Source organism: Microvirga tunisiensis (assembly GCF_009296175.1).
Classification (GTDB): Bacteria; Pseudomonadota; Alphaproteobacteria; order Rhizobiales; family Beijerinckiaceae; genus Microvirga; species Microvirga tunisiensis.
In genome coordinates this window covers 1-21,985 of the sequence record NZ_VOSK01000092.1, presented here as the reverse complement: position 1 = coordinate 21,985, position 21,985 = coordinate 1, and the positions used below count along the sequence as shown (strand labels likewise).

Sequence of the window (21,985 nt, the reverse complement as noted above, 5' to 3'; positions counted from 1 at the left end):
TCAGAGGCCTCGGCCTCGCCTCTGTCCACGTCCAGCCAGTCGAGTAATCCGACGAACCGCCGTATACGGACCCGTATGTACGGTGGTGTGGGAGGGGTGGAACCGCGAGGCTCCCCCCTATCCCGATTGGGGTTTGAGGTCCAGCGGACCTGCACAAATTCCGAACCAGAAAAGAAAAAAGCCCGAGGCGGGAGCACTCGGGCTAATTCGTGTGAACCTTACTCGGCGGAGCCGGCGTCCTGCTGCGGACGCGGCGTCGACTTGCCGACGATCCGGAAAGAGCGCGTGGCCTGGATGCCGTTCGCCTCATCGGCCTGGCGCTGCTCGTGCGCGCCATAAACCTTGATGGTGTTGCCTTCGACAAGCTCGTCCTTCAGAGCCTCGTAGGCGGGGCCGAACGCCTGACAGAAAATCTTCACGTCAGCGCCGTTCTTGCGATCCTTGAACCCGCCACGGAAATTCGCGTACGGGCGGCCCTTCTTGTCCATCTTAACTGTCAGATCGGACACGATGAGGTTGCGATTGTAGAGGCGCTGCGAGGGAGCCGCCTGAGTGGAAGCGGAGGCGGCAACGGGAGCGGTGTTCTGCGACATGATCGAAGTCCTTTGTCGTGATCGATGATCGTTGGAGGGGTTTGTGATCGGGAGATCCCACTGTCCGAGGCGCCTTGAAGCCTCTTTTCCTGTGGGGTTTGGAGCCCAGCGGGCTGCACAAACTCAGATCGGGCAAAAGAAAAAGCCTGAGCGCGGGGCTCAGGCTTTTTCTGTTCGAGGCCCTAATTGGGCAGGGTGACGGGGAGCCCTAATTGGGCCCATGGGTGAGATGTGAGGTGGCCCGTCAGGTGGGCCGGTACCGGTCAATTTTGGCGACCTCACCAGCTATGGTTTAGGCCTCTAGCTCGGCCCGCTGTCAGCGAGAGATGGCACGTGAGGCGAGATCAATGCTCGTTGGTTCGTGCCGGTATCGGGATGGGATATCTGTGTTTGCGGCGAGACGAGCACCGTTCATTCATGGTGTCGGTCTGTGTGGAGCCGCTATGGCGCAAGCTGGACGGATTGAGCGGGCGCTACCCGCGCGGTTTGCTTCATTGTGACCCCCTTCTATCCAGTGTGGTCATGGTTCCTTGGGGTGCATTGTTGTCGGGGTTTGGAGCCTCTTGGGCTGCACAGAACCTGGTGTTGGAAGGGGAAGCCCAATCTGTGTGATTGGGCCTCTGATTCCGTCGGTCGCTGCCCTTAAGCAGCTGCGGCGACAGGCTCACCGCCGGGGAGCGTATTGTCGTTCTTGGCGCGCGGCATCGACTTGCCGACAACGCGGAAGGAGCGCGTCGCCTGGACGCCGTTAGCCTCGTCGGCCTCGCGCTGCTCGTGAGCGCCGTAGACCTTGATTGTGCGGCCCTCGACGAGCTCGTCCTTCAGTTCCTCATAGGCCCGACCGAAGGCTTGGCAGAATATCTTTACGTCCGCACCGGTCTTCTTGTCCTTGAAGCCGCCACGGAAATTCGCGTAGGCCCGGCCCTTCTTGTCCGTCTTCACTGTGAGGTCGGACACGATGAGGGTCCGGTTATAGAGGCGCTGAGCAGTCGTGCTGGTGGCAACGGTGGCGGCAACGGGAGCGGTGTTCTGCGACATAATCGATGTCCTTGTTCGTCGGGATTTGAGATCGGGAGATCCCACTGTCTGAGGCGTCAGCGTCCTCATTCTTTGTGGGTTTGAGGTCTTTCGACCCTGCACAAACTCAATGGCTGGCAATGAAAAAGCCCGAGGCCGGGGTGCGGCACTCGGGCTTCTCTCCTCGATGTACGATGAGGGCCCGTCTGGTGGGCTGACCAATCCGACAATGGATCAGGTTGCTATGGTTTAGGCCTCTAGCTCGGCCCGCTATCAGCGCGAGATGGCACGTGACACGAGATTAATGCTCGCTGGATCGTGCCGTTACCGGGATTGGGTATCTGGAACTTGCGGCAGGACGATCAGGCGGACGAGGCCGACAGTCTTTGTGGGGCCGCTATGGAGCGTTGCTGATCAGTACCAAGCGGGCGCTACCCGCGTGCGTAACACCATTTGTCCCTCATCTCCCTTTTGGGGTTTGGGTCTGATGGACCTTCGAGAATCCAAGATGGATCCGGGAAATGAGCCCGAGCTGCACGCTTCGGGCCCTTTCGTGACGCGCGTATCGTCGCTACGAAGCCGCCGGGCTTACTCGGCGATTGCGTGCTGCTGCGGGCGCGGCGTCTGCTTGCCGATCACGCGGAAGGAGCGGCTGGCCTGGATGCCGAGCTCTTCGTTAGCCTCGCGACGCTCATGTGCGCCGAAAACCTTGATCGTATTACCCTCGACAAGGTCATCCTTCAGAGCTTCGAAGGATTGGCCGAACGCCTGGCAGAAAATCTTCACGTCGGCACCGGTCTTCTTGTCTTTGAAGCCACCGCGGAAATTTGCGTACGGTTTCCCGTTCTTGTCCAGCTTCACTGTAAGGTCCGACACCACGAGGTTGCGATTGTAGAGACGCTGGGTCGAGGTGGTGGCGGAAGCTGCGACGGGAGCGGTGTTCTGCGACATGATCGATGTCCTTGATGTCGAGTGAGAGGAAAGACCCCTGAGCGAGGCGTCTGTGCCTCTTTCCTTCTGGGGTTTGAGGTCTATCGGACCTGCGCAAATCCAACTGGAAACAAGAAAAGCCCGAGGCCGGGAGGCGCTCGGGCTTCTCATTGGGACGTCGCTGGGTGACGGTCTGGGGGGCTTGTTACTCGGCCGGAGCGTCGGCCTGCGGGCGCGGCGTCGCCTTGCCGATGACGCGGAAGGAGCGGGAGGCCTGAATGCCCTGCTCGGGGTTCGCTTCGCGGCGCTCATGGGCGCCGAACACCTTGATCGTGTTGCCTTCGACGAGCTCTTCCTTCAGAGCCTCAAAGCTCTTGCCGAATGCCTGGCAGAAGATGGACACCGGCTTGCCGGTCTTCTTGTCGTTGAAGCCGCCGCGGAAATTGGCGTAGGGCCGACCCTTAACGTCAATTTTGACGTCGAGGCTCGAGACAGTGAGCGTGCGGTTGTAGAGGCGCTGCGAGGTGGTCGAGGTGGCAGCGGCGGCGACGGGAGCGGTCTGGGTCATAATCGATGATCTTTCTGACGATCGTTGCAAGGGATTTGAGGACGGAAGGTCCCACTGTCTCGAGGCGGTAAGAGCCTCTTTCTTCATGGGGTTTGAGATCTGAGGACCTGCACCTGATCCAGGCGGACAAGAAAAAAGCCCGAGCGGCGAGCACTCGGGCTTCTTCCTGTTGGGGTGGGGAGAGCACTTTTCAGTCACGCCTTTGCTCAGGACCACACGGGGCTTGTACAGCGTTTAACCTCATGCCCAGGAGGTGGAGGATAGACTGCCCTCTGAGGACAGAGGGCAGTGAGGTTGGGTATCGGGGGGTTACGCGGCCGCCGGTATCTCCTCGCGGGGCGTCTGCTTGCCGACCACGCGGAAGGATCGGGTGGCCTGGATGCCGTTGGCTTCATCGGCCTGGCGCTGCTCATGCGCGCCGTAAACCTTGATGGTGTTGCCTTCGACGAGTTCGTCCTTCAGAGCCTCGTAGGCGCGACCGAAGGCCTGGCAGAAGATCTTCACGTCGGCGCCGTTCTTGCGATCCTTGAAGCCGCCGCGAAAATTGGCGTACGGCTTGCCGTTTTTATCCATCTTCACTGACAGATCGGACACGACCAGGTTGCGATTGTAGAGGCGCTGCTTGGTGTTGGTGGAAGCGGCGGCGGCGACGGGAGCGGTGTTCTGCGACATAATCGATGTCCTTTGTCGTGATCGATGATCGTTGGAGGGATTTGAGATCGGGAGATCCCACTGTCTTGAGGCCAGAGGAGCCTCTTTCTTGGTGGGGTTTCGAGCCCAGCGGGCTGCACAATTCCTGAGGAGGAAAAAGAAAAACCCCGAGGCCGGAAGGCATCTCGGGGCTCCTTGAGGGGATTTAAGTTGAGAGGAGGTCGCTCACTCCAGGACTGGAAAAGAAAAACCCCGGACCAACTGGTGGTGCCGGGGCTCCTTGTAGGGAGTTTAGGATCGAGGGGAGGACACCCTCGAACTCTCGTCAAATCTCTAAAGTGGGACAGCTTGCAGTGCTGCCTGAGCGATGTAGCCCATAAAATCGACGTTTAGCCCAATCGTCTGCACCGTGTCGCTCATAACCAAGTCGTGTCTCAGGGCGGTCCGGAACGGAGATATGAGAGAAAACGTTCTCAACGTAGTGAGGCCAGGAGGTAAATATGCGTCTCCGTCACCTGCTTGCAGCCTTGGTCGTGACTGTAGCATCGGGGAGTGCCGTAGAGGCATCACCGAAGGCAGTTACGATCGACCTGGACAAGGTCCAGACATCGTACGCGCGGGAGACTATCCGCGGGTATGTTCGGCGGGCGCCGACATTTCGGCGGACATACTATCGGAACCTGTCGTATCGGCGTCCCGTCCGAGTGGCGCGATATGCCTATCCCTACAGGTACGGCTATTACCGACCGCGGCGGGCTGCCTATTATGGTTATCCAGGCTGGCGCCGCGCCTATTATCCCTACCGCTACTATGGCCGCCCTTATGGGTACTATCGTCCGGCCCGGTACTACGGGGGCTACGGCTGTTGCAACCCGTATTATGGCTATGGCCGACCTTATGGCGGCGTTGCTGTAAGTGTCGGCTTCTAGGGCAAAGCACTCGACGGGACGCTTGCTTGCGCCGGCAATATCCTTACATTCTCAAGGTGTCGTCGACAATCGTCGGCTTTCGGTCGAGTAACGCCAGCAGGATGCGGGCTGGGCCCTGCGGGTTCCGGCGGCCCTGTTCCCAATTGCGGACTGTGTTCGGGTGCACTCCAAGTCGGCGGGCAAAGGCCGCTTGAGAGAGGCCGGTCTTTTTCCGGACGGCAGCTACGTCGATGGCGTCGGGGATTGTGAGACCATCGCCGATGCTCGGGCCATCGTCCGTTAAGGCAAGCATCGCGCCAAGGCTGGCGATCAATTGATCGAAGTCATCTGGATCCTGGCTCATGCCACTCTTCCTGATTCAGCCAGAGAGATGCGTCAATGGCTCAAGGTGGTGATAGGACGCAGAGGCTCCGGGTAAAATGATCTCTTATAGAAGAGCCCGCCTCTGCGGTGAGGCGGGCTAATGCGAGCAATGAGTACAAATGTCCGCATTTCGGCCAAGTGCCGAACGCGTGGTCGGATCAAAGCTTCGGAGCAGAGACGGGCTTGTTTTTAGCCGCGTACTGTCTGTCGGCTTCAGCGAAGAGATCGTCTGAGTCGATCTTTGCCGCCTTTGCCGTACGCGCCCCGTCATTAACAACGACTCCAAACCTGCTCACTTTTGTCGGTTCCTCGGACCAGGTCTGGATCGAGGCTACGATACGAACCTCTGAGATGCGCGGGTCTCTTTTGAGGAAATCTTGGAAAGAGTCGGGATCGTAGACTGGCTGGAAGAACCCGCCGCCGCAAATGTCTGGCGACTTATTCTTGTTTTCACAGGGGTACTGGCTCCCGTTCCGGTATGTCCAGAAGTAGAGCTTGGTATTGAACATATCATCCGCGCTGCCGGATGGCTCGCCATACTTCGCCTTCAGGCTCGCCAAGAGGTCGCTGACGGCGGGCGCGGACCACTGTTTGGTGTACACGAGCTGTCGAGATACGGCAGTAACCTGATTCCCGCTCGCGAATCCGCTACACGCGACGTCCAGACTAGTTTGGATGTCGGGTTGAACTCCGGAAACGACCAGTCGATTGACGAATTCCTCTGTCGACACGGACAGACCTTTGAATCTGGTCTGCAAACGGAGGGTGTCTTTCTGGGGTTCTCCGTTGCCGTATTTTACGTCTTCGGCAACTTTTCGAACGAAGACTTCCGCTTCCGAGCAACGCATCCCAGGAGAAATACCGACGATGTCGGCCGCTTTTCCCCCTGTCGATACTGCTGACGGGGACATCTGTTCGACGGGTTTATAGTCGTCGGCGTGAGCCATCAGAGTACCCGTAAGAACGGAAGCTGCTATCGTTACAAGCCTTATACGTGACAACATGGAGCCCCTCTTGGTAGTCTTGTTAGGATTTGAGCCGGCCGGACTTGGCGTCTGCTTCGGTTAAGACAGCTCATTTCCGGCTCTTGTATATTCTGATCGGGTTTCCTGAAACCGCGAAGCAGAAAATTGGTGAATTTCAGAGCGCCATTCTGCTAGTGGCGAACATAGATAGATCGGCTTGGGCCCTGAAATCCAAGCGAACACGAATGTCCGGCTGGCACTACGACGCGATAAATCGTGAACGTCCATAAGGCGAGGGGCCCTGCTCCTCCTCGACGCAATGTCTGCACTTTGGAATGGTGGCTGTGTTCTGGCCTCTGGCGATCGCTTCATAAACCGAAACGCTGTAAAGATACGCGTTGCAGCTCAGACACCAGACCTGACATTCCTCGCTGTCGCGTTTAGGGGCGTATCTCTCATCAGCCATCGGGTCCTCCAGGTGTGAGCTTCCAAGGTTTCGATCTGCGCTGACTCTGGGGTTTGATCGATGCGCAGCACCGATTGTGAGCACACAGCGGCTATAGATAATGGTGAGAAGGCGATGCGGGCCGGACGCTACTCCGGCTGATGGCTTCCGTCGGATCATTGTCCCTGAAGGGATGCCGATATTTGTCAGCGGTCTGCTTCCATCGGGCGCTGGTCTGCCGGACTGAACGACAGACCCCCTGCGTGTCTCCGTAGATTTCCACGCCGCCGCATCGGAGGCGGAGCATTCAAGATTGGACGGCCATTCGCGAAGAGATGCGCCGTAGGTGAATGCCCCGAATAACGTCAGGAGCCTTGGCGCCAGGCGAAGGCAACGAGCGCCAGCTCCGCGAGCATTATGATTGCTCCCATCAGAAGGAAAGAATCCGGCTGGGTGACGACTTGCGGACCAAACACGGCTTGGAATGATCCCGCGGCAGGAACAGAAAGGTTCGTCGGCAGCGCCATCATGTCGATGTGGCCTGAAACAAGAGAGGGCAATGAGGTCATGGCAATGTGGGGGTGCGCGCTATGGCTCGGGGACGGCAGGACAGATGCTCCCCTAAGGGTGAACAGCTTCTGAATCCCCCTTACTTTTCCCAGGAAATCCCAATGATTCACATCTAGTCGTCGAGGCGCCGAGAAGCGCGACGACGATCATAAGAGCCTTTGCCTTTCTTGGCGCGGACGACCTTGGGCCGTGTATCTACGGCAATTGCGACTGCAGCTCCACCGGCCCGGAGCGAGAGTGAGGCGGCCTGAAGGTTGCGAGGGGCGCGAGAGGCGTTCTTCATCATTCTTCTCCTGGGGTTCTGACTGAGAAATCTCGCCTTGCCCGAAGGGAGAAGGTTGCTTGCCGAGCAAGGCTCGGAGGGGCATCTCTTCGGATATCCCTCTGCTGCGGTGGGATACCCAGCGCCTCGATTCCAAGATGGGATCAAACGGTCCCGGCGAAACCTAAAACCCACACGGTTCCAAGGGTGAGAAATATGCCGGGTACAATGCTGTCCCGATACTCGACGCGCCGGCGAAGGGGGATGAGGGCATAGACCAACAACGGCACGAAGTACGGAGAAAGGCACACGATCTGCACGACCAGCCAGAGTGCCTGATCGGATGACGAGGTGTCGTACGGGAAGGGATGATAGAGGAGCCCAATCCGGGACAATCCGAGACTGATCGCGGCCAGTGTGACCATGAGAAGGAGAGCAAGGGGCATACGGTTAGACCTGAAGTTCGAGGCTAAGATCAGAGGTGACTGCAAGACAGGCGTCCAGAATCGCGCTCTGGTCGTCAGTCCAGAACTCGAACATCTGCCAGTGCTCGGAGTTGCCCTGATGGAACCAGTGCACGGACTTGGGCATAAGGTAGCAACGTCGCTTGAAGCGATCGATCAATTCCGGGCAGTTGGCCTGGATCTCGATGTACCAGTTCTTGAGGTGAGCCTTTCCGTTCACGAGGCGAACGAGAGGGATGACCGGGGAGCCGGGCAAGGCGCTGTCCGTCATGAGCAAGGTCCTTCGAGTGCTTCGGGAGGGATTTGGAGCGTCACTCCAGTCGCCCCTGAGCGATGAGATCCTTGCACTCCTGACAATCGCAGCGCACCACCCGGGCGAAAGCGTCGCGCGCCTCCTTCTCCGTGTCCTCACGCACGAAATGGACTTCCTCCTGGTGCCGGCGCCAGCCCGCGGCGAGTTCGATACAGTACCCGTCGCAGTCGACAAAGGCTCGGACGACTTTCTTGGGGTGCTGTACATGCAATCTCTGGAATGGAATCTTGCGGGTTTTAGGCATTAGATATTTCCTCAGGGGTTTCGGATAGGAGAAAACCACGGTTTGGAACCCGCCTGACGGGTTTCCCGAAACCGGATCTCCGCCTATTCGGAGGAGACGCATTCAGGCGCAGGGGGCAAAAATGCGATTGAGAACAGGAATGGTTGCAGCCGTTTCCGGGCTGATCCTCCTCGGATTGGCGGCGACGGCCGGAAACAGCTGGGCTGAAGGGCCCACTACGGAGCAACTGACGGCCGACATCCAGGCCATCGACCAAGAGATTGCCGCGGCACAAGAGAGGGCCGACCATTTCAAGGAAGGATCCTTTATCCGGGTACAGATCGATTTGGAGATGGCCACGCTGCGGACGACGCGGGCGATGCTCGACCAGAAGCTCAAGTCTTGGCTGCGCGGCATCGATCTAAAATACACCGTCGAGGGGAAGTCACTTTCACCGGCCTCCGATGAGGTGATCAAGAAGGCAGAGGAGGATGTCGAGGCCGCCGAGGCTGAGTTGCAGGCTGCGGAGGCTAAGACAGGCACCTATAGCGGCCTGTTGGGTTCGATGACCTTGTTAGAGGCGCAAACCCACCGTGTAACCGTCGCAACAGCTCGTATGAGATTAGCGATCCTGCGCCTCGGCCTTTCGATTCCAGCGTCATTCGGTCCGGGTGGAGCTCCGAAACCGGCCGAAGCGCCGATCGGCAAAACGATCGACGAAAAGGGAGCGCTGTGATGCGGGGCATTCTGTTTGCTGCTATTGCGGTGTTCTTCGCGACCCAAGCTTTGGGACAAACCCCGCCTCCATCACCTGGCCCCTTTGGTCTCACGTGGGGTGTGACCAAGGCGGAGGTAGAGGGTCTTGGCGTTCAGCTCTCGGAGGTCCCGCAGGATAACGGTTGGGGCAAAGCGTTCACGGCCCGTAATCTTCCGAAAGCCTTGGGCGACATGGAATCTGCCGTACTTGCCTTCGGGTATGACGACAAGCTTTGGCGTGTTGGGGCTGTCTCTAAGTCATGGGAGAACGACGCCTATGGGAGCCGGGCGGTGGCTCGCTTTGACGAGCTGAAGGGGCTCCTATCAGAGCGATACGGCTCCGGCGAACCTGTCATGAAGAGGCCGGCCAACGAGTTCTACGAGAAACCGGACAACTTCACATATTCGCTTTTCCTGAATGAGCGGATCCATGCCTGGGGTTGGGAGAACGCCGACATGGACATTGAGGTCAGTTTGAGAGCGACCAACATGAGCACGATCTATTATCTGCTGATATACGAGTACAAGCCGCTTCGAGCGTCCGTTCAGAAGTCCAAGAAGTCGCAGGAGAAGGACGCTATTTGAGAAGCCTGACACCGTTCATCGAATGTTAAAAGGCTGCTCTTAATCTTGGTTCAAGTCTCCCGTGGAGATGTGCCCCCATTGTGAAACCCCGCTAGGATTACCTGGCGGGGTTTTGCATTCTAGGAACCTCCGGACACGCCTGAAAGCAGCAGTGTTCAGTTCTGGCGCGCTGGTTGCTTTCAAAGAAGGTTTCTTCGTCTCACTACTAGAATTAGTTCTCTGGACAGCCGCTTGGTTGGCATTCCGGATACAGGGCCTTGATGCCCTCGATATCCCGTGGGCTCAATCCGTCTCGCTGCCCAACTTCGCCCACGAACGACAACTTTGGAACAATGGTCGGAGAGCCATCAATGGAAAATGCATTCGTCTCGTAATGCATAATGCTTCCGTAGTCGTATGCTGTGGTTAAGCCTCCTGTCGGAGCTTTCAAGAAGTTGTTCCGCGCGCCCGACTCAATTTTCGACCAGACGATGGTCACGAAATTATCTCTCTCAGGATGGGATTGCTCATGGAATAACCCAACTGCATGCCCGATTTCGTGGATGACGCTGCCCGGGCTGCAGCCATCGGACAGGACGATTTCTTGCTTGCCGCCACTGCGTCCGACGGCGGAGCTACATCCGCTGCCCTCGACAAACTTAATATGATCCTCAGTCTCCGGTAATCCAGTCACCTCTTTGAAGGTTAGGTTGGTCTTTTCACGCCAGTGTTTTACCGCGTCGTCGATTTGGCCCCTCTTTGTAGTTCCCATGGCGCTACTGTCGTATCGTATCGGAAATGTTGGCCACTTCTTGCCCATTTCGGTAGCAATTACCAAGAAGGTGTTCGGCTGTGCGGTCCGGATCCGCTCAACCACCTTTTCAATGTGGGATTGAACCTTAGATCGAAGCTCTTGGTTAACAATGTTGTCCAACCTTGGCTTGAAGGCATTTAGGACCGCAGCAGTAGTGTCGCTGCCGAAGTGTCTCGAGAGGAAGTTCGGACCTGTGTCGGTGCTGGTTATTCTTAGAACTGCACCGATCCTCTCCATAATGAACCCATCGCCGATCGCTGCCGACAATGGTTTCACGTAGATGTCGCTTTCGAAGAAAGTCTTGTCTCCGATTATCCCCAACGATGTAGACCTGCCAAATCGGTTTGCCTCGAATGGTGGGTCGGTTTGATCCGGAACGGGCCAGGGATCCCGTCGGGTTAGGAAGAACTGTTGGATCTGCCGATCCGACATGCGGTATTCAGGGTTCCTGTTTCTAGGTGGTCTTGGCCGCGGATTTCTTTCAGTGGCTTCGACTTCCGAGAGCGCCGCATCGTCCTCTTGAGCGGAAGCATCGCTATACGGCACAAGAGTGCCCGCCGACCATACCAGCGGAAATACAAGAATTGCTTTGCAGAGCCTAGTCATCTTTGACGTTCCTCGCTGACGTCGACCCCCGTTACTGCTACGGTTACTCCCGCGCGCACATATTATGAGTTTTTATAATTACCGCCTAAAGATCACGCGTTGTAGGGAGCATCGTGAGTAGAGATGCGTCCGTATGATATGTCTGCTCGGACATCGTCCGCTGCTTTCTACTCTAGTTACAGAACAGGCCGCGGCTCCTATAATGCGACGCTTCCCCGTTTGGGGCTCCTCTCGGCGTAATAATCTCTAGGTGAACTCGAGGAAGACGCGAGCGTCAGGTGACGGTGCATCCGTTTGGGCCAATCCAGGTTGGCCGAGTTCCCAGGAGAGGTTGGATCCGACGCCAACATCCTGGCCGTTGATCTTCGGCTTGGCCGAGTTGATGTCGGCGTCAATAAGTTTCATGACGTCAAATTGAACAGATGTGATGTCTCGTCCGTCCTTTACGAAACGGAACGCGACGCCGATCCCGAGGGCATCGCAGATGTCTTGGGCGCTCTCTTCGGTTGATGCGATCTGGACGCTGACACCAGCGAAAGCGTTGTGCGCTCCGACAGTGCGCCTGCGGACGACGTTCAAGGCATAGTTCTAGGCCATTGGGTTCTTCCTGGATTTGACGTCGAGAGAATAGCTCTTAAGCCATGAGATGCAGGGTGGCCCTGCTAGGTTCAGCGACCTATGGTTCTCATGCTGCAATAACGAATGCCTCACTGCCACCGTTTGAAAGCGCATAGTCGGCGATCTCGTAGAGACAGGCGGTGTCAATGTCCGAGATCTTGGCAAGCCGGCGCTCGCAGGCATCCCGGAGGGTCTGCGCCCGGATCTGGTTCGGACTATCGGGATTGTAGGGAATCCCGACGTTCTGGAATGCCTCAACCACATGACCACCGCACCATTTCACCCGAGGATCGTCAGCGGCAACACCTGTGATCCTGAGGCCGGGGCGAGCGTCGCAATAGGCGAGGTCATCGTTGGTGTAGACCGAAACCAGCTGATTATGCTGGACAGCGAAGTCCATATGGAGGCTGATCTTGGCATGGAGCTTAGGAGGAAGCTCTTGAGCGATCTCCGCAAAGGCGCTGGGGTGGATGCCGATGGCTACATAGCCGCACTGAAAGTCATCGATCAGTAGTATCCTGGCCTTGGATCTGGCCGTCTCGTTGATCGCCGTGATGATCGCGACGACTTCCGCGCGGGTGAGCTCGAGTTCCGGTTGAGGAGCTCCGTACTGCTGCAGTGCGCAGGGAAGAGCCGCGGAGATCGTAACGGACATCGGACATCCTTCCGTGATTTAGAAAGCCAGCGGGTGCAACCCAGAAGGCGCCAGAGTTTTGGGCTGTGACCATAAAAAGAGCCGCGGCCCGGAAGGCCGCGGCTCGAAGTGACGCTGCAGCGTCGGCTTAGAGGCCGATCGCGTTGGCGAAGGTGAGGAACGCCAGGACAGCGATGATCGACCAGCCGATGAGCATCAGGATGAAGTTCCGGATGATGGGCCAGAACAGGCACCAAGCCCCATACAGAATGCCGAGGCCGACCGCGACGCTGAGGGCGCCATTCCACAGGTCGGCAATGGCATTGCCGGCGCTGGTCAGCAGGCTCGTCCCAGTGTCGAGGCCAGGGAGCAGGAAGGCGAGAGCACCGATGACGATCGCCGCGATGACGATCTCGGTAGCTCTGCCAGTGAGGTGGGTGCGATCGATGTTGAACCTGGTCATAATCATCATCCTTAAATCCGGGGAATACCTCCTGGGTCTTTCAGCCAATACAGCGGGGGAAGTGCTAAAATCGGTGAGAAAGCAGTGGTAAATGGGGTGAGGCGGAGCCAATCCGATCATCTCTTTTCGGGGTTAGACTCTCAAAACCTCCACCCAAAGAACTTTGGAAAATGGAACTCTGATACCCACGACGTGAGGTATCAGAAGGCATCGAGTCGCATAGCAGGCGGACATGAGGCATGCCGTCTGCTGAAACGCCTGGGCTTTCAGAGATGAAGCTCAGGCATCTTCCTTATCGTTAGGGTCCTATAGCAGGAACGGGCAGGTGACATCTCGGGTTAGTGACCCGGGTTCCCTGTTTGGAACGCCTTCGTGATTATGATCTTGGCCGCATGCAACGAGCGGCAGCAGATGATCTCAGAAGAGATCTGTACGCGGCACTCTTCACGATCACAGTATCCATGGATGTAGGCATTCTTGTATCTGAGTGTCCACATTGCGGGATTATTCCGGAATTAGGGATTGTTGGCAGGGATTTGGGTGCTGCTTTAGGCAGCTAGCTCGATAGGGCCGAGAGCAGTGAATCCGATATTGTCCACGTGTTCAGAAAGCTAAATGTCTGACTCAGAATCCGCCTATTGCCCTGACGACGCGACACCAAAAGCTTGATCCACATTTCAGAAAAGGCTGACTCTCGGGGATACGGGTAACAGTAAAGCCCGACTCAATCGGTGTTGCACTCAATCTTGAGAGCGAACGTCTCACACCCCAGGCGAAGCGGACCTGCCGGCAGATCGGCTCTTGGCCCCCTCTTGACCCGCTGCTGACGTTCCGCAGGTCCATGTGCCGTGGCCAGATCTCGCTTTGCTAACTTAGTCGGCCCTGAACAATGCGGTTTGATCAGGCGGCGATTGGGCTCCAGGGTTCGTGGGCAGTATCCGATTGTGCGAATGAGATGGTCAGGGCTGCCATGAGGTAGGCAACACAAAGCCTGAGCCAGTTCAGGATCAGCCGCAGATTGTGCCCGGCGGCCACGAGAAGGGCGTTCATCGCATCGCCCGCGGCTCCGAGCAGGTGATTGCGTCCCAGCCGCCCGTCCTGTTTCATATGCCCGATCATCGGCTCGATGGCTGAGCGCCGTCTCAGCTCCCGTCTGATCGTGGGCGTGAGCCCCCGCCGCTGGCGCGTGATGAAGACCCGATCCGTCTTGGCGTAGTCATGCCCACGATAGCCCTGATCGACATAGGTCCGCTCCGGCTCGACGCCCGTCATGGCGATGACCTGGCCGATGGTGGCGTCCAACGTATGGCCGTCATACGGGTTGCCCTCCAGCGCCCTGGAGGCGAGCACGAAGCCCTCCCGGTTCGTCACCGCCAGCGCCACCTTCGAGCCGAACTCATACGGGCGATGTGCTTTGCCCTTGGCGATGCACACCACCTCCGGCGCATGCAGGCTGTAGAGCTTGTTCTTGCTCGTGCGCTCCTGCACCAGGAGGCGCTCCGTCAGGCCAAGCAGAGGAGCAAACCGGATCGAGAGCTCCACATCGTCGGCGACTTGGCGGGCGACATCGCGGTAGACCCGCCCGAGATACGTCTTCAGCCGCTTCAACTCGCGCCGCATGCGCCGCATCTGGCGGGCATGAGCATAGCGACCGACCTGCACGGCCGCCCGCTTGGCCAGGCGCGTGTGGGACTGCCGCAGCGCGAGGCCGCACTTCCTGGCCTGCCGCACGAGGGCAAGCAGAGCCTTCAGGTACAGCTTCGCGTCGGTGGGATAGGTGATCGCCTTGGGCTGCACCGTGGTGTCGACGCTGATCCGCTCCAGGCTTGAGAGCCGCACCGCGCCGCTCTCCAGCCCGGCCTGGATCGTGGCGGCCAGCAGCGTCTCCAGCCCCGCTGGACCAAGCCGTTTGCGCCAGCGCGTGAGCGAGCTGGGATCGCACGGCAGCTCGTGTTGGAAGTACTCGCAGCCACAGAACCACTGCCAATAGGGATTCTCGATGAAGCGCTGCACCACGGCTTCATCGGACAGGTTGAAGGTGTGCTGGAGATAGGACAGACCCACCATCAGCCGGGTGGGTTTGGCAGGCCTCCCAAGCGGACGATAGAAGCGGCCAAACTCGTGATCGAACCTGTCCCAGTCGATCAGCCCTGCCAGGCGAAAGAGCTCGTGGTGATGATCGAGGATCTGATCGAGGCGGCTGCGGTAGAGATCGCCGGAGCTCGGCATCGTCGGCTTGGGTCCCATGGCAAAACACCGGTTTTGAGTGGGGCAGTCCCCAGGAACCGGCATTTTACAATGCTTCGCCAAGACGAAGAATCCTTCAACCTCAATCAGTTGTGGGTTGTTCAGGGCCGACTAACTTACGCAGAGCCGAGGGCAGCAGATCCTCAACTCACCGCATGCTCTGGCGCAGCATTCATTGCGAGTTGTGTGATCCACACGTCTGCAAAATCGATGGACGCATAGGTCTTGGGGAACACCCGCTGCTTGGGCTGCACCGCACGGACATCGCCCGGAGTGATCCCGAACGTTTCCCTGAAGCTGCGATGAAAGTGCGCGGGGCTCACAAACCCACACGCGGTCGCCACATCCCGTGCCCGGGCATGAGGATTGTTCGGATCCACCAGCAGGCTGTAGGCCAGCGTCAGCCTCTGGTTCTGGATGTAGGCGGCCACACCGCCGAGACCGGCAAACATCCGGTACAGGGTTGGGCGGGAGATCCCGAGATCACGGCAGATGTCCGCGGTTCCCAACTTGGGGGAGCCCAGATGCGCGTCAAGATAGGCCTTCACCCGGTCCATGCTCACCGTATCGGACCGGTGCTTGGTCTCCGTTGGAAGGAGGGGGACGACACAAGCGCCTATGGCGCTCGCGATCATTTGCGTCAGGGCAGGGGCGGCCTCGTGCTTCAGATCTGCGATCCGTCGTCCCACCGACAGCAGATGATCGACCAGCAGGGCCGCGGTTGGCATCCCGGGTCGTAGCGCCAGTCCACTGAGAGAGGCCTGGCGGGAGAGGTGAGGATCCAGCAGGGTGCGGGGGATGATGACATCCAGGGTTCGGGTTGCCATAGCCTCCAGCGCCAACGGTCGGGCCAGATCAATCACCGCAACGTCGCCGGCGCCAACCGCCATCTCGCGGCCATCGGCCACGCCGGCATAGCCGCCCTCCAGGCATAGCTGCACCAGAATGTGGGCAAGCCCGTCACGGCTGATGCGCGACTGGTCGCGGAAGAAGCGGTGAGCGGCGAAGGACGAGCGCCCGATCAGCAGCGAGCCCAGATGCCAGGCCTGCACTTCGGCCGGAAAGCCTGCTGCGGCGTCCAGTCCGATTGGCCTGACGTCGTAGATCGGCGCGATGTAGCCGCGCCAGGCCTCGAACTGTGCCGAGGGTTCCTGTGTGTGGGTGGAGTAGGTGCGGCTGACGATGGTCAAAGGCGTCTTGGCCATAAAGCAGGTATTCCGTACGGGCATTCGTCCCAAAGCAGCCCTCTATAGCAAGCTAATCAGACGGGTGGAATTGAAGGGACGACGGTGAACCGGTGGTGTGGCGTGCGGGCAACGCTCAGGGCCAATTGGTCTCACCTTTCGAAATTGAGACGCTGGGTCAGTCAGCGTGAGACTCGCAGACAATCGGCTCTGGGGATCCTATGCTATAGACCGTTTAACTGGAGGAACCGCAGATCGGCAGATGTCGCTCTCTCGGGCTAGGATCAAAAGGCATGACCGCAAAGCTCATCCATCTCGTGAGAATGCATGAGAATGCTATCGACACAAACGTCGACGAGAGTGCCCGGTTGTCCTTCCTGTCTCTACAGGAGGCGCTCGTCCTGCGGCTCTTGGCTGCGGGAGTATCCACTCGCGAGATCGCGGATCACCTCCCGATTAACGAACCTGCCGTCAAGGAGCACATCAAGTCACTCCTTCTCAAGGCTAAGGCCAAGAACCGGACCTAAGCTGAGATCTTGTCCGTCCTATTCCAGTCGCTGGAAGCGGGTTGGCACCCTATCCCTTCATCTTACTGAGCATGAAGGTCTGTTGTCGGCACTCCGCGGACCTTAGCAAATGGTCCGTGTTCGGGCCGTAAGCAGAAGTTGAGGCTCGAGTCAGACTTCCATGTAATTTGAGTCAAACTTCTGCGCGGTTGAGTCAGACTTCTAGGTGTTCGCACACCACGAGCCATGCGTGACGCAGGATTGTGATCATCGCTCATTCTCCCGGGGTTTGGACAAGGCAGAGTGCCACTCATCGATTGGGAGGACCGGAATAGGGTGCGATCAGACATACGGCACACCTGAGCCTGACGAGAGGCTCAGGGCCGTATCAGGCCGCCAGGGTGAAGTCTTGGAGCCTGATACTGGCTGAATCAATCTCGCTTAGGACTGCAATGCGGAGGCTGTTGAGCACCGGGAGAAGCGCGGAAGGATCCTGGCCACTGAGGCAGGCATGCTCAACTTCACGGCAGAGCTTGGAGAAAGCCATAAAGCCGAGCATTCCTGAATAGGTCAAAGAATGAAGGCGCCGGGCGAGATCAAGGCGCCCATCCTGATTGAGGCTTTCTGGAAATTCAGCCTGAAGATTGGGAGCGAGATCCTGGAGCATTTTGAGCGTCTTCGCAGGACCGATGGAGTCGATCAGGTCCTGGAAGATGGGCTGATCGAGGGCAGCCGAGTAACTGGGACCGTGGTTCACGTTCGTCAGAGGAGTCCAGCGCTCAATTGCGGCGTTGAGTTCCGCCCTGTTAAAGGGCTTCCCTACATGTCCGTTCATCCCAGCATCAAGAAACGCCTTGACCTGCTGTGGCAGGACATAGGCCGTCATGGCAATGACCGGCACATCGCGGGCAGGATGGTCCAGCTTGCGGATGAGCTGCGTTGCGGTCAGGCCATCCATCCCCGGCATCTGTATATCCATCAGAACGAGGTCATAGGCGTTATCTTGAACTGCCTTGATGGCGTCAGAGCCGTTTGCCACGACATCGACTGCGTGTCCGTCAGCTTCGAGATAGGACTGCGCGATTTCCTGGTTGGCTGTCACGTCTTCCACGACGAGAATGCGGGTTGCCCGGCCGATTTCGCGGGTTCCCTGCTTTCTGAAGGGATCTGGAATCGGGTCGGCCTTGTCCAGGCCGATGCTGAACCAGAACGTCGAGCCGCATCCTTCAATGCTCTCGAATGCGATCTCGCCGCCCATCAACTGGACCAGGTGTTTGGAGATCGCCAGGCCGAGGCCAGTCCCGCCGGCGGCCCGCTTTAGACCATCAACTTGGCTAAACCGCTTGAAGAGGCGGTCCTTCTGGTTGTCCGCAATGCCGATACCGGTATCTGAAACGACGAACCGAAGAGTACATGCTTCGCCGACCTGATTCACCTGCTCAACAAGCAACTTGATGCCGCCTGCCGGAGTGAATTTAACGGCGTTGTTTAGGAGATTGAGCAGGACCTGACGCAGGCGACCTTCGTCGCCGATCAAGCGTGAAGGGATACCGCCTTCAACGTTGGCGCTCAGCTGCAATCCCTTCTTGTCCGCGAGGCCTTTGATGATGCTGAGAGTATCATCGACAAAGGTTGCGATTGAGAACGGCTTGTAGGCGAACTCGATCTGCCCTGCCTCGATCCTTGAGAAATCGAGGATGTCGTTCACGACCGTCAGCAAGGCGGATCCGGCGCTGTGGATCTTTTTAGCGCGCTGGAGTTGCTCTTGCGTTAGCGAGCGATCCTCAAGGAAGAGGTCGGTATAACCAAGGATCCCGGCCAATGGAGTTCTGATTTCATGGCTGACGGTTGCCAGGAACTCCGACTTGGCTTGGTTGGCCTGTTCGGCTGCAGCCTTTGCTTCGGCGAGAGCGGTTTCATTCCGCTTGCGCTCCGAGATATCGCTAATGGTTCCGACCATGCGCAGGGCTTCGCCCGCCTCATCTCGGTCAACGACCTTGCCGCGATCAAGGATCCAAACCCAGTGACCGTCCTTATGCCGGAGACGATGCTCGCATTCATATACGGGGGTCTTGCCTTCGAGATGAACCTGAAGAACCTCCATGACTCGATCATGGTCATCCGGATGGATCAAGTTAATCCAGGTAGTGACATGGAGCTCGATTTCATCGGGATGATATCCGAGGATGGTACACCACCTTGGGCTATTCCATCCGTACCCAGTCTTTATGTGCCAGTCCCAAAGGCCATCATCGGTAGCCTCAATCGCATGCGCTAGACGCTCCCCGCTGCTGCGGAGGGCCTCCTCCGTGTTCTTTCGATCTGTGATGTCGAGGCCAAGACCAACGACTTTGGCGAGCTCCCCAGCGGCATCATAGATTATGCGCCCGAAGGTCTGGATCCAGCGATCAGATCCATCGGGAGCCTTAACACGGTATTCGAACTGATAGTTGTCCCTCCGTTCCTTTACCGCGGCATCGAAGATTTGACGGTTCCCAGGTAAATCCCGGGAGTCAATGATCTCGTACCAGTATTCTACTGGAAAAGTGTCGGGATGATCCGCGGGTAATCCAAGGATCTCCTTTTCCTTGGCCGAAATTCGGGTGATGCCCTCGACGTGATCGGAGACCCATGTTCCAGCAGCTGCCGCATCAAGGGCGACTTGCAGGAGGTGGCTTGTCTCCCTGAGTTCCTCCTGGGCAACGCGCAGTTCGTGAATATCGAGCCCAGTGTGGGCCCACTCCACGATCTGTCCATCCCGTTCAATCGGGAGGGCGTTGATGCGGTGCCAGCGGTAGCTCCCATCGACATGGAGAACGCGCGCGTCGATGGTGTATGGCGTTCCGGAACGGTAGCTGGCCTCATAGGTGGCCCGCAACGGTCCCAGGTCCTCAGGGTGAATGGCTTTGATGCGCTCTTCGAAATCAGGACCTAAAGAGCCAAAGTGTTCGCGAACTCTTCGATTGTAATAAGTTGCGATTCCGTCTGGTGTCTGAACCCAGATTTTCTGAGGAAGAAGATCGGTCAGTACTCGATAGCGTGCATCAACTTGCTGGAGCTCATCAAGTTCTTCCTGGGTTCTGATCTTACGCTCGTGAGATCGAAGATGGGAGACGACGAGATTTGCTAGGCCCGCGAGTTGTTCTTCCTGCCGTGAGGTCAGTTGCCTGGGCGTTATGTCTGCAACGCAGAGGCTACCGAGAACAAGTCCGGGGCTAAGCACGAGGGGAGCGCCAGCGTAGAAGCGAATGCTGCCGTCGCTGACAGCGGGATGATGCCTGAAGCGATTATCGAGCCGGGCGTCGGGGACAACCACGAGGTCTTCGCCAATTATGGTGTGGTTGCAGAACGCCAGGTCTCTCGAGCATTCGGTGACATCGATGCCGCAGCGACCCTTAATATACTGTGTGTCCGGACCCATGATTGAGACAGCGGACATAGGAACGTCGAAGATGCTGGTTGCGAGCCGGCAGATAGAATCCAGATGCGGGTCTGCATCGGTATCCAGAAGCCGAAGACTGCTCAGTGCCATGAGGCGGTCTTCTTCATTTGTGGGCAGCGGATACATAGTGTCGATCCAGAAACTTCTCACAGGAATGGTCAGGCAGCGACTTAGCGCATTCTGAAATGCATATAAGGAAATCAATAAATCCCTAAAGCGACATAATGGCATTTGTGGCTCGTCCTCGCCCCGAAGGCTACATCCGGGCTAAAATCCATTAGACCAAATGACATAAAGGGAGCAGAGCCAGCCGAGGTGGGCAGATTAGGGCGCCTATAACGCACAAATCTTGCGTCAAGCTGTTGAAAGCTAAGGGTTTAGCCGAGGGAGCAAGAAAAAAGCCCGAGTGACCCTCGGGCTTTCTCGGCAGCGGCTATGAGAGGGCAGATCAGTCGGCCCGGACTGAGAACCGATCGCGGGCGGTGATCATTCGGATCGGGATGTTGCACTCTCGATGGTAGATTTCGGCCTTCAGGAATGCCAGTTCCTCGTTGAGCCTGTTCTCCGGTACGTCGATCCACCATGCTTTTGGGCTCCCGTCAGAGCCGTCCGACCATCGATAGCCTCGGGCTTTGAGGAGGTCCTTACGCTCGTAAGGCGTGTTGGGGGCCCGCACCCGGGCGGTGACCTGGGCAGCCGCTTCAAGCAGGAAGGACAGGGCAGTCCGGCCAGATCGGGGCAGGCGACGCCCGAGGATCTCGACCGTCGCGACGCCATCGTCTGTCGCCCGATGCCCGTCGAAATAGAAACCGCTCTTGAGGCTCAGATAGCCAAGTGCGCGGCTCTCGAAGCCTTCCTCTCGCCAAGGCACCTGCGTGACGGAACACGCCCATGCGATTGAGGCGAATGCCGGCGATAGTCCTTCGGCAAACTTGCGGTCAAAAGAGGCTTTGTGGGCGGTGCAGAGTTCGATCGGCCGGATGAACGCCTCCAACTCGTCTAGGTCGATGACCTGGCCGGCGACCATCGCGTCATCGATCCCTGTGAGCTGCGTAATCGCCTCAGGTATCGGGTGGGACGGTTCGCGCAGGCGATGGTAGGGTTGATGGATCGCGAGGATATTGCCGTCGCCATCGTAAGAGAACGGGACAATTGCCAACTCGATAATTTCGCTGGTCCTAGGGTCGGTCCCCGTCGTTTCACAGTCGAGGAGGCCCCCGAGCTTCGTCCCAATAAGGCCAGGCTCGATGAACAGGTCGCGGGGGCGGAGCTGTGAGCAGTCGGTGTTGAGGCGCCGCAGGATCCGGTATTGGCCACTCGCCTCGATTGCGGCGACCATGTCTTCGAGTTGCATGATCCAATCTTTCGTTGGGGATTTGTGCTGAGATTCCAGCTGCGGGAGAGTAGATTTGCCGCCAAAGGCTCCTCGGGTGCGAAATGTTATGAGTGCCGCACCATGTCATTATGAGTCCAGAAGGCGGGTGGAGCATCGCTGATCGAATAGGTCGCGTAGACGATGTCGCGATGCCTTTGCGCCGTGTCGATGAGGCCGGGAAGCAACGAGGCGTCCTTATCACCTAGCCAGAAGTGAATACTGACGCCGTTGATGTTGGCGAGCTCCGTATTGTACGGGACGCCATCGCACAGGCCTTCGGCCTTCGAGTTGCATCCGGATACCCGGCGGGCGGTGAGTTCTTGCATTGGAGCTGCGCTTTCGAGTGGTGATAGATTCAAATCGGGATAGGGGGGAACCTCGCGGTTCCGCCCCTCCCACACCACCGTACATACGGGTCCGTATACGGCGGTTCGTCGGATTACTCGACCGGCTTGACGTAGATAGAGGCAAGACCGAGGTCCT

General features: G+C 58.0%; 23 protein-coding genes. 4 read left to right on the top strand and 19 right to left on the bottom strand.

Annotated elements, in window-relative coordinates; translation table 11 throughout:
* Positions 1–218: 218 nt before the first annotated feature.
* The 5 genes from FS320_RS20575 to FS320_RS20555 all read right to left on the bottom strand — a co-directional run bounded on the left by FS320_RS20575 (position 219) and on the right by FS320_RS20555 (position 3,780).
* On the bottom strand, positions 219–593 hold the full coding sequence (locus FS320_RS20575; protein WP_152713836.1) for a single stranded DNA-binding domain-containing protein: 375 nt from the start codon (positions 591–593) through the stop codon (positions 219–221).
* A 642-nt stretch (positions 594–1,235) separates the two neighbouring features.
* Positions 1,236–1,631: a hypothetical protein gene (locus tag FS320_RS20570; protein WP_152713835.1), complete on the bottom strand. Its 396-nt coding sequence runs from the start codon at positions 1,629–1,631 to the stop codon at positions 1,236–1,238.
* A 567-nt stretch (positions 1,632–2,198) separates the two neighbouring features.
* Positions 2,199–2,561 (bottom strand): hypothetical protein, encoded by a 363-nt coding sequence (locus FS320_RS20565; RefSeq protein WP_152713834.1) that lies wholly within the window; start codon positions 2,559–2,561, stop codon positions 2,199–2,201.
* Positions 2,562–2,745: 184 nt separating this feature from the next.
* Positions 2,746–3,108, bottom strand: a complete 363-nt coding sequence (locus tag FS320_RS20560) for a hypothetical protein (protein ID WP_152713833.1) — start codon at positions 3,106–3,108, stop codon at positions 2,746–2,748.
* A 309-nt stretch (positions 3,109–3,417) separates the two neighbouring features.
* Positions 3,418–3,780, bottom strand: a complete 363-nt coding sequence (locus FS320_RS20555) for a single stranded DNA-binding domain-containing protein (RefSeq protein WP_152713832.1) — start codon at positions 3,778–3,780, stop codon at positions 3,418–3,420.
* A 479-nt stretch (positions 3,781–4,259) separates the two neighbouring features.
* Here FS320_RS20555 and FS320_RS20550 point away from each other — a divergent pair, with 479 nt between their 5' ends.
* Positions 4,260–4,688 (top strand): hypothetical protein, encoded by a 429-nt coding sequence (locus tag FS320_RS20550; protein WP_152713830.1) that lies wholly within the window; start codon positions 4,260–4,262, stop codon positions 4,686–4,688.
* A gap of 43 nt (positions 4,689–4,731) precedes the next feature.
* Here FS320_RS20550 and FS320_RS20545 read toward each other — a convergent pair whose 3' ends face one another.
* From FS320_RS20545 to FS320_RS20520, 5 genes are all read right to left on the bottom strand, one after another.
* Positions 4,732–5,031: a helix-turn-helix domain-containing protein gene (locus tag FS320_RS20545; protein WP_244627261.1), complete on the bottom strand. Its 300-nt coding sequence runs from the start codon at positions 5,029–5,031 to the stop codon at positions 4,732–4,734.
* Positions 5,032–5,209: 178 nt separating this feature from the next.
* Positions 5,210–6,055, bottom strand: a complete 846-nt coding sequence (locus FS320_RS20540) for a hypothetical protein (protein ID WP_152713828.1) — start codon at positions 6,053–6,055, stop codon at positions 5,210–5,212.
* Between the two features lie 1,402 nt (positions 6,056–7,457).
* Positions 7,458–7,739 carry a hypothetical protein gene (locus FS320_RS20530; RefSeq protein ID WP_152713824.1) on the bottom strand — a complete coding sequence of 94 codons (282 nt, stop codon included), beginning with the start codon at positions 7,737–7,739 and terminating at the stop codon, positions 7,458–7,460.
* A 4-nt stretch (positions 7,740–7,743) separates the two neighbouring features.
* Positions 7,744–8,028, bottom strand: a complete 285-nt coding sequence (locus tag FS320_RS20525) for a hypothetical protein (RefSeq protein WP_152713822.1) — start codon at positions 8,026–8,028, stop codon at positions 7,744–7,746.
* A 40-nt stretch (positions 8,029–8,068) separates the two neighbouring features.
* Positions 8,069–8,314, bottom strand: a complete 246-nt coding sequence (locus tag FS320_RS20520; RefSeq protein WP_152713820.1) for a hypothetical protein — start codon at positions 8,312–8,314, stop codon at positions 8,069–8,071.
* Positions 8,315–8,489: 175 nt separating this feature from the next.
* Between FS320_RS20520 and FS320_RS20515 the strand changes: the two genes are divergently transcribed.
* On the top strand, positions 8,490–9,029 hold the full coding sequence (locus FS320_RS20515) for a hypothetical protein (RefSeq protein WP_152713818.1): 540 nt from the start codon (positions 8,490–8,492) through the stop codon (positions 9,027–9,029).
* Positions 9,029–9,634 (top strand): hypothetical protein, encoded by a 606-nt coding sequence (locus FS320_RS20510; RefSeq protein ID WP_152713816.1) that lies wholly within the window; start codon positions 9,029–9,031, stop codon positions 9,632–9,634. The genes FS320_RS20515 and FS320_RS20510 overlap by 1 nt, the downstream gene beginning before the upstream one ends.
* Before the next feature lie 211 nt (positions 9,635–9,845).
* On the opposite strand, the gene FS320_RS20505 is transcribed toward FS320_RS20510, so the two are convergent.
* From FS320_RS20505 to FS320_RS20480, 6 genes are all read right to left on the bottom strand, one after another.
* On the bottom strand, positions 9,846–11,033 hold the full coding sequence (locus FS320_RS20505) for a M12 family metallopeptidase (RefSeq protein WP_152713814.1): 1,188 nt from the start codon (positions 11,031–11,033) through the stop codon (positions 9,846–9,848).
* 246 nt (positions 11,034–11,279) lie between these two features.
* A complete protein-coding gene (locus FS320_RS20500; RefSeq protein WP_152713812.1) occupies positions 11,280–11,612 on the bottom strand; it encodes a hypothetical protein in 333 nt (110 codons plus the stop codon).
* Positions 11,613–11,718: 106 nt separating this feature from the next.
* Positions 11,719–12,306 carry a hypothetical protein gene (locus FS320_RS20495; protein ID WP_152713810.1) on the bottom strand — a complete coding sequence of 196 codons (588 nt, stop codon included), beginning with the start codon at positions 12,304–12,306 and terminating at the stop codon, positions 11,719–11,721.
* Between the two features lie 127 nt (positions 12,307–12,433).
* Positions 12,434–12,748, bottom strand: coding sequence for a hypothetical protein (locus FS320_RS20490; RefSeq protein WP_152713808.1), 315 nt, complete (start codon positions 12,746–12,748; stop codon positions 12,434–12,436).
* Positions 12,749–13,648: 900 nt separating this feature from the next.
* Entirely contained in the window at positions 13,649–14,995 is a 1,347-nt protein-coding gene (locus FS320_RS20485) for an IS5 family transposase (protein ID WP_152713806.1), read from the bottom strand.
* Positions 14,996–15,138: 143 nt separating this feature from the next.
* Positions 15,139–16,200: a helix-turn-helix domain-containing protein gene (locus FS320_RS20480; protein ID WP_162003119.1), complete on the bottom strand. Its 1,062-nt coding sequence runs from the start codon at positions 16,198–16,200 to the stop codon at positions 15,139–15,141.
* 272 nt (positions 16,201–16,472) lie between these two features.
* On the opposite strand from FS320_RS20480, the gene FS320_RS20475 reads away from it, so the two are divergent.
* Entirely contained in the window at positions 16,473–16,706 is a 234-nt protein-coding gene (locus tag FS320_RS20475) for a LuxR C-terminal-related transcriptional regulator (RefSeq protein WP_152713802.1), read from the top strand.
* 367 nt (positions 16,707–17,073) lie between these two features.
* Here the strand turns inward: FS320_RS20475 and FS320_RS20470 are convergent, their stop codons facing one another.
* From FS320_RS20470 to FS320_RS20460, 3 genes are all read right to left on the bottom strand, one after another.
* On the bottom strand, positions 17,074–20,253 hold the full coding sequence (locus FS320_RS20470; protein ID WP_162003118.1) for a PAS domain-containing protein: 3,180 nt from the start codon (positions 20,251–20,253) through the stop codon (positions 17,074–17,076).
* A gap of 322 nt (positions 20,254–20,575) precedes the next feature.
* Positions 20,576–21,520, bottom strand: a complete 945-nt coding sequence (locus FS320_RS20465; protein ID WP_274597198.1) for a 3'-5' exonuclease — start codon at positions 21,518–21,520, stop codon at positions 20,576–20,578.
* A gap of 47 nt (positions 21,521–21,567) precedes the next feature.
* Entirely contained in the window at positions 21,568–21,828 is a 261-nt protein-coding gene (locus tag FS320_RS20460; protein WP_152713796.1) for a hypothetical protein, read from the bottom strand.
* Positions 21,829–21,985: the final 157 nt, after the last annotated feature.

Coding starts and splice junctions, on each gene's coding strand:
- FS320_RS20485 (WP_152713806.1), bottom strand. CDS start 14,995: ATGGGACCCAAGCCGACGATGCCGAGCTCCGGCGATCTCTACCGCAGC.
- FS320_RS20495 (WP_152713810.1), bottom strand. CDS start 12,306: ATGTCCGTTACGATCTCCGCGGCTCTTCCCTGCGCACTGCAGCAGTAC.
- FS320_RS20510 (WP_152713816.1), top strand. CDS start 9,029: ATGCGGGGCATTCTGTTTGCTGCTATTGCGGTGTTCTTCGCGACCCAA.
- FS320_RS20575 (WP_152713836.1), bottom strand. CDS start 593: ATGTCGCAGAACACCGCTCCCGTTGCCGCCTCCGCTTCCACTCAGGCG.
- FS320_RS20490 (WP_152713808.1), bottom strand. CDS start 12,748: ATGACCAGGTTCAACATCGATCGCACCCACCTCACTGGCAGAGCTACC.
- FS320_RS20555 (WP_152713832.1), bottom strand. CDS start 3,780: ATGTCGCAGAACACCGCTCCCGTCGCCGCCGCCGCTTCCACCAACACC.
- FS320_RS20545 (WP_244627261.1), bottom strand. CDS start 5,031: ATGAGCCAGGATCCAGATGACTTCGATCAATTGATCGCCAGCCTTGGC.
- FS320_RS20540 (WP_152713828.1), bottom strand. CDS start 6,055: ATGTTGTCACGTATAAGGCTTGTAACGATAGCAGCTTCCGTTCTTACG.
- FS320_RS20550 (WP_152713830.1), top strand. CDS start 4,260: ATGCGTCTCCGTCACCTGCTTGCAGCCTTGGTCGTGACTGTAGCATCG.
- FS320_RS20505 (WP_152713814.1), bottom strand. CDS start 11,033: ATGACTAGGCTCTGCAAAGCAATTCTTGTATTTCCGCTGGTATGGTCG.
- FS320_RS20470 (WP_162003118.1), bottom strand. CDS start 20,253: ATGTATCCGCTGCCCACAAATGAAGAAGACCGCCTCATGGCACTGAGC.
- FS320_RS20525 (WP_152713822.1), bottom strand. CDS start 8,028: ATGACGGACAGCGCCTTGCCCGGCTCCCCGGTCATCCCTCTCGTTCGC.
- FS320_RS20570 (WP_152713835.1), bottom strand. CDS start 1,631: ATGTCGCAGAACACCGCTCCCGTTGCCGCCACCGTTGCCACCAGCACG.
- FS320_RS20480 (WP_162003119.1), bottom strand. CDS start 16,200: ATGGCCAAGACGCCTTTGACCATCGTCAGCCGCACCTACTCCACCCAC.
- FS320_RS20520 (WP_152713820.1), bottom strand. CDS start 8,314: ATGCCTAAAACCCGCAAGATTCCATTCCAGAGATTGCATGTACAGCAC.
- FS320_RS20560 (WP_152713833.1), bottom strand. CDS start 3,108: ATGACCCAGACCGCTCCCGTCGCCGCCGCTGCCACCTCGACCACCTCG.
- FS320_RS20475 (WP_152713802.1), top strand. CDS start 16,473: ATGACCGCAAAGCTCATCCATCTCGTGAGAATGCATGAGAATGCTATC.
- FS320_RS20460 (WP_152713796.1), bottom strand. CDS start 21,828: ATGCAAGAACTCACCGCCCGCCGGGTATCCGGATGCAACTCGAAGGCC.
- FS320_RS20530 (WP_152713824.1), bottom strand. CDS start 7,739: ATGCCCCTTGCTCTCCTTCTCATGGTCACACTGGCCGCGATCAGTCTC.
- FS320_RS20565 (WP_152713834.1), bottom strand. CDS start 2,561: ATGTCGCAGAACACCGCTCCCGTCGCAGCTTCCGCCACCACCTCGACC.